The following is a 4114-nucleotide window of genomic DNA, read 5'->3' on the forward strand; positions in this document are numbered from 1 at the left end:
GTCATATGGCCCGCCCATATAGGCCGCGCGGGGGCTGGCCATCAGCGCGGCATAGGCGGGGAAATCGCCATCGCGCATGGGCCGCAGCGTCAGCCGCGCGGTTGTCAGGGTGGGGGCCAGCATCGTCACTTTTTCTTTCCAAACCCGCCAAGGCCCGGGGGCAGCATGCCGCCGCCCATGCCGCCAAGGCCCATCTTGCGCGCGGCCTCTTCCATCGCTTTGGGGTCAAGGCCTGCGGGGTCCATGCCCTTGAGCGCGCTTGGCGCGCCCTTGCCCATCAAGGCACCCAAGCCGCCGCGCAAAAGGCCGGTCTTGCCCATCTTGCCGAGCTTTTTCATCGCGTCGGCCATCTGGCGGTGCATCTTGAGCAGCTTGTTGAGGTCGGAGACATCTTGCCCCGCGCCTGCGGCGACGCGCTTTTTGCGGCTGGCCTGCATCAAATCCGGGTTGGCGCGTTCTTTCTTGGTCATGGAGTTGATCAGCGCGATCTGGCGGCGGAGCACGCTGTCATCCATGCCTGCGTCGTCAAGCTGCTTTTGCATCTTGGCCATGCCGGGCATCATGCCCATCATGCCTTGCATGCCGCCCATCTTGAGCATCTGTTCAAGCTGGCCCTTCAGGTCGTTCATGTTGAACTGACCCTTCTGGAAGCGCTTCATCATGCGCTCGGCCTGTTCGGCCTCGAGCGTTTCTTGCGCGCGCTCGACCAGCGATACGATATCGCCCATGCCAAGGATGCGGCCCGCGATGCGGGAGGGCTCAAAGGTCTCGAGCGCGTCGGTCTTTTCGCCCAGACCCACAAAGCGGATCGGCTTGCCGGTGATCGCGCGCATCGACAGCGCCGCACCGCCGCGCCCGTCGCCATCCATCCGGGTCAGGACCACGCCGGTGACGCCGATCTTGTCGTCGAATTCTTGGGCGACATTCACCGCGTCTTGGCCGGTCAGGCCATCGACGACCAACAACGTTTCGCGGGGTTGGGCGACATCGCGCACGGCGGCGGCCTGTGCGATCAGCTCGGCGTCGATATGGAGCCGCCCTGCGGTGTCGAGGAGATAGACATCATAGCCACCAAGGCTGGCTTGCGTCTTGGCGCGCTTGGCAATCATCACCGGGTCTTCGCCCTTGACGATGGGCAGGGTGTCAACGCCGATCTGCGCGCCCAAGATCGCCAGCTGTTCCATCGCGGCGGGGCGGTTGGTGTCGAGGGACGCCATCAGCACGCGCTTGCCCTCGCGCTCTTTCAAACGCTTGGCGAGCTTCGCGGTGGTGGTGGTTTTACCCGACCCCTGAAGGCCCACCATCAGGATAGGGGCGGGTGGGTTATCGATTTTCAGGCGGCCGGGGTCGGCGTCGCCGGTCAGCACATGGACCAGCTCGTCATGGACGATCTTGATGACCTGTTGGCCGGGGGTGATCGATTTGGTGACAGCCGCGCCGGTGGCCTTTTTCTCGACCGCCTTGATGAATTGGCGGGCAACCTCGAGCGAGACATCAGCCTCCAAAAGCGCCACCCGCACCTCGCGCATCGCTGTGCGGACGTCATCCTCGGACAGCGCACCTTGTTTGGTGAGGCGGTCAAAGACGCCGGACAGGCGTTGAGAGAGGTTTTCAAACATGGGCGCGTGCCCCCTATGACGATCCGAAATGCCCCCGTGATGTGGGGGCGTGGCCGAAATGCACAACAACCCCCGTGGGCGAAACCTCGCTGACGGGGGGCGATCCCATGACGCTGCACGGGACCGGAAGCTGTTGCTTTCCGGCTATTGCGCGGCTCGATAGGCGCTTTCGGGGGCAGAGTCAATCATGGCTGCCGGGTCGCAGGCGACCGACAGCGCGGTGACCGCGCCTGCCAGCCGATCATAGCCGTAGGCATGCAAGGCAAAGCTGCGGCGCAAATCCATCGCGGCCCATTGGGCTGGGTCGGTCGGGATCGTGGGCGCGGGTAGGTGGCCGGGGTGGCCGTATAGGTTGAGGGTCATCGGCCCGCGATAGGCAAGGCCCGCAACAGTCATGCCGGTTACATGGCGCGCGTGAACGGCCAAAAGATCGGCCACCGGGTTGCCCGCCGTGGTGATGACGGCCCAAACCTCGCCGGTGATATCGGGGCCAATCCGCATCTCGCCTTGCACGATATGGACCCGCGCGCCGCCCCCTGCGGGGTAGCTTTGACCTGTGGTGGTGAAATGCGCTCTGCCCGCGAGCGGTGTGCCGGGGCGGATCATGCCCGCGCCTTGGGTCACGGTAACGGTGAAATCCAAGGAGCACGTCATCGCCACGGTAGGCGGGGCAAGCAAGATCAGGCACGCAAGCATCGGTAAAAAGCAACGCATGGCGCAATCTAGCATGCCTGCCCCCCGGTGCGAAGGCCCGGACGACAGCGGCCGGCGCTTGGGCGGTCCGACGCCTGCCCTTGAACTTCGCGGGGCAAGCGGTGAGAGTGGCAGGATCGACGCAACCGCTGGGTGGGATTTAGTGGATAACTGGGACGAGATCCGCACCGCCTATCAGGTTGCGCGCCTTGGCACCGTGTCGGGTGCGGCCGAGGTGCTGGGCGTGCATCATGCCACCGTCATTCGCCATATCGACGCGCTTGAGGCGCGCTTGGGCGCCAAGCTGTTTCAGCGGCACGCGCGCGGCTATACCGCCACCGAAGCGGGGCAGGATTTGCTCAAGATCGCCGCCCAGACCGATGACCAATTCGCGCAACTGGCCAGCCGCATCCGTGGGCGCGGAGATGAGGTGACGGGCGAATTGATCGTCACCTCGGTCGATGAGCTTGCCGTGCTTTTGGTGCCAGCAATCGCGCAATTCATGGCGCAGCATCCCGAATTGCGGGTGCAGTTGATTTCCGATCACCGGCTGTTTCGGCTGGAATATGGCGAGGCCCATGTCGCGATCCGCGCGGGCAAATTGCCCGAACAGCCCGACAATGTCGTGCAACCTTTTTTCAACCAAGTGCCCCGGCTTGTCGCTTCGCGCGCCTATGTTGCGGCGCATGGGCCGCTTGATCTGGCCAAGCTCGCGGCACATCGCTTTGTGGGTGTGACAGGCGACAACAACCGCGCGCCCTTTCACCGCTGGCTGAACGCGGTCGTGCCAGCCAGCGCCATCGCGCTGCGCGTCAGCGCGACCCGCGCGGCCAAGATCGCGATCAAGCAAGGCATCGGCATCGGCTTTGTCGCAAGCTGGGATCTTGCCGAGGATGATGATCTGGTCGAGGTGATGGCACCTTTGGATGAATGGTCTGCCCCGATCTGGCTGGTGACGCATATGGATCTGCACCGCACCGCCAAGGTCCAAAGTTTTCTGCGCTTTTTGAAATCACAGGTAAAGCAGTGGGGGGTGACCCCAGCGTGAGCGCCTTGGCCGATCTTGGGCAGGGGCCACGGCAGGGTCATCTTGCGATGCTGGCGTTCTCGGCCCTTGTCGCGGGGTCGTTTTCGCTGGGCGGGCAGATCGCCAATGAGATCGCACCAGCGGCCCTCAATGCCGTGCGCTTTGCGTTGTCGGCGGCGGTGGTGGGCGCGGTGATCTGGGCGCGTGGCGGCGGGATGACCACGCTCACGGACGCGCTGACGGCACCTTGGCGCTACGGGCTTTTGGGCCTGCTTTTCGCTATCTATTTCGTCACCATGTTCGAGGGGCTGAAAACCGCGCCCCCGGTCAGTGCGGCGGCGGTCTTTACGCTGACCCCGGTGATGAGCGGGATTTTCGGATACATCTTGCTGCGCCAGCTGTTTGGCGCGCGCATTGTCGTGGCGCTTGCCTTGGGCGCGCTGGGCGCGCTTTGGGTGATTTTCCGCGCCGATCTTTCAGCGCTGATGGCGTTCGAGATCGGGCAGGGCGAGGCGATCTTTTTCTGGGGCTGTATCGCGCATGCCGCCTACACGCCGATGGTGCGCCGCCTTAACCGGGGTGAGCCGATCCTTGTGTTTACCTTTTGGACGCTGAGTTTCAGCGCCGTGATCATCGGCATCTATGGTTGGCATGATCTGCTTGTGACCGATTGGGGGGGCTTGCGCCCGCTTGTTTGGGTCACGCTGGTCTATACCGCGATTGCGGCGTCATCGATGACGGTGTTCTTGGTCCAGTTCGCCTCGATGCGGCTGCC

The 4114-nt window shown here is 63.9% G+C and carries 4 protein-coding genes; 2 read left to right on the top strand and 2 right to left on the bottom strand.

The window, feature by feature from the left end; genetic code table 11:
* Nucleotides 1–125: 125 nt before the first annotated feature.
* Entirely contained in the window at nt 126–1619 is a 1494-nt protein-coding gene (gene ffh, locus KG698_RS14740; protein WP_213686304.1) for a signal recognition particle protein, read from the bottom strand.
* 144 nt (nt 1620–1763) lie between these two features.
* Complete coding sequence (locus tag KG698_RS14745; protein ID WP_213686305.1) at nt 1764–2273, bottom strand: hypothetical protein; 510 nt, start codon at nt 2271–2273, stop codon at nt 1764–1766.
* 202 nt (nt 2274–2475) lie between these two features.
* Here KG698_RS14745 and KG698_RS14750 point away from each other — a divergent pair, with 202 nt between their 5' ends.
* A complete protein-coding gene (locus KG698_RS14750) occupies nt 2476–3360 on the top strand; it encodes a LysR substrate-binding domain-containing protein (protein ID WP_213686306.1) in 885 nt (294 codons plus the stop codon).
* Nucleotides 3361–3407: 47 nt separating this feature from the next.
* Nucleotides 3408–4114: EamA family transporter (locus KG698_RS14755; protein WP_213686307.1), on the top strand; the 707-nt coding region annotated here is incomplete at its 3' end.

Origin of the sequence: Roseicyclus sp., assembly GCF_018402035.1 — a bacterium.
In the GTDB taxonomy this organism is placed as follows: Bacteria; Pseudomonadota; Alphaproteobacteria; order Rhodobacterales; family Rhodobacteraceae; genus Roseicyclus.

Bases quoted from the DNA above. Each gene is read 5' to 3' on its own strand.
- KG698_RS14745 (WP_213686305.1), bottom strand. From the start codon at position 2,273: ATGACGTGCTCCTTGGATTTCACCGTTACCGTGACCCAAGGCGCGGGC.
- ffh (WP_213686304.1), bottom strand. From the start codon at position 1,619: ATGTTTGAAAACCTCTCTCAACGCCTGTCCGGCGTCTTTGACCGCCTC.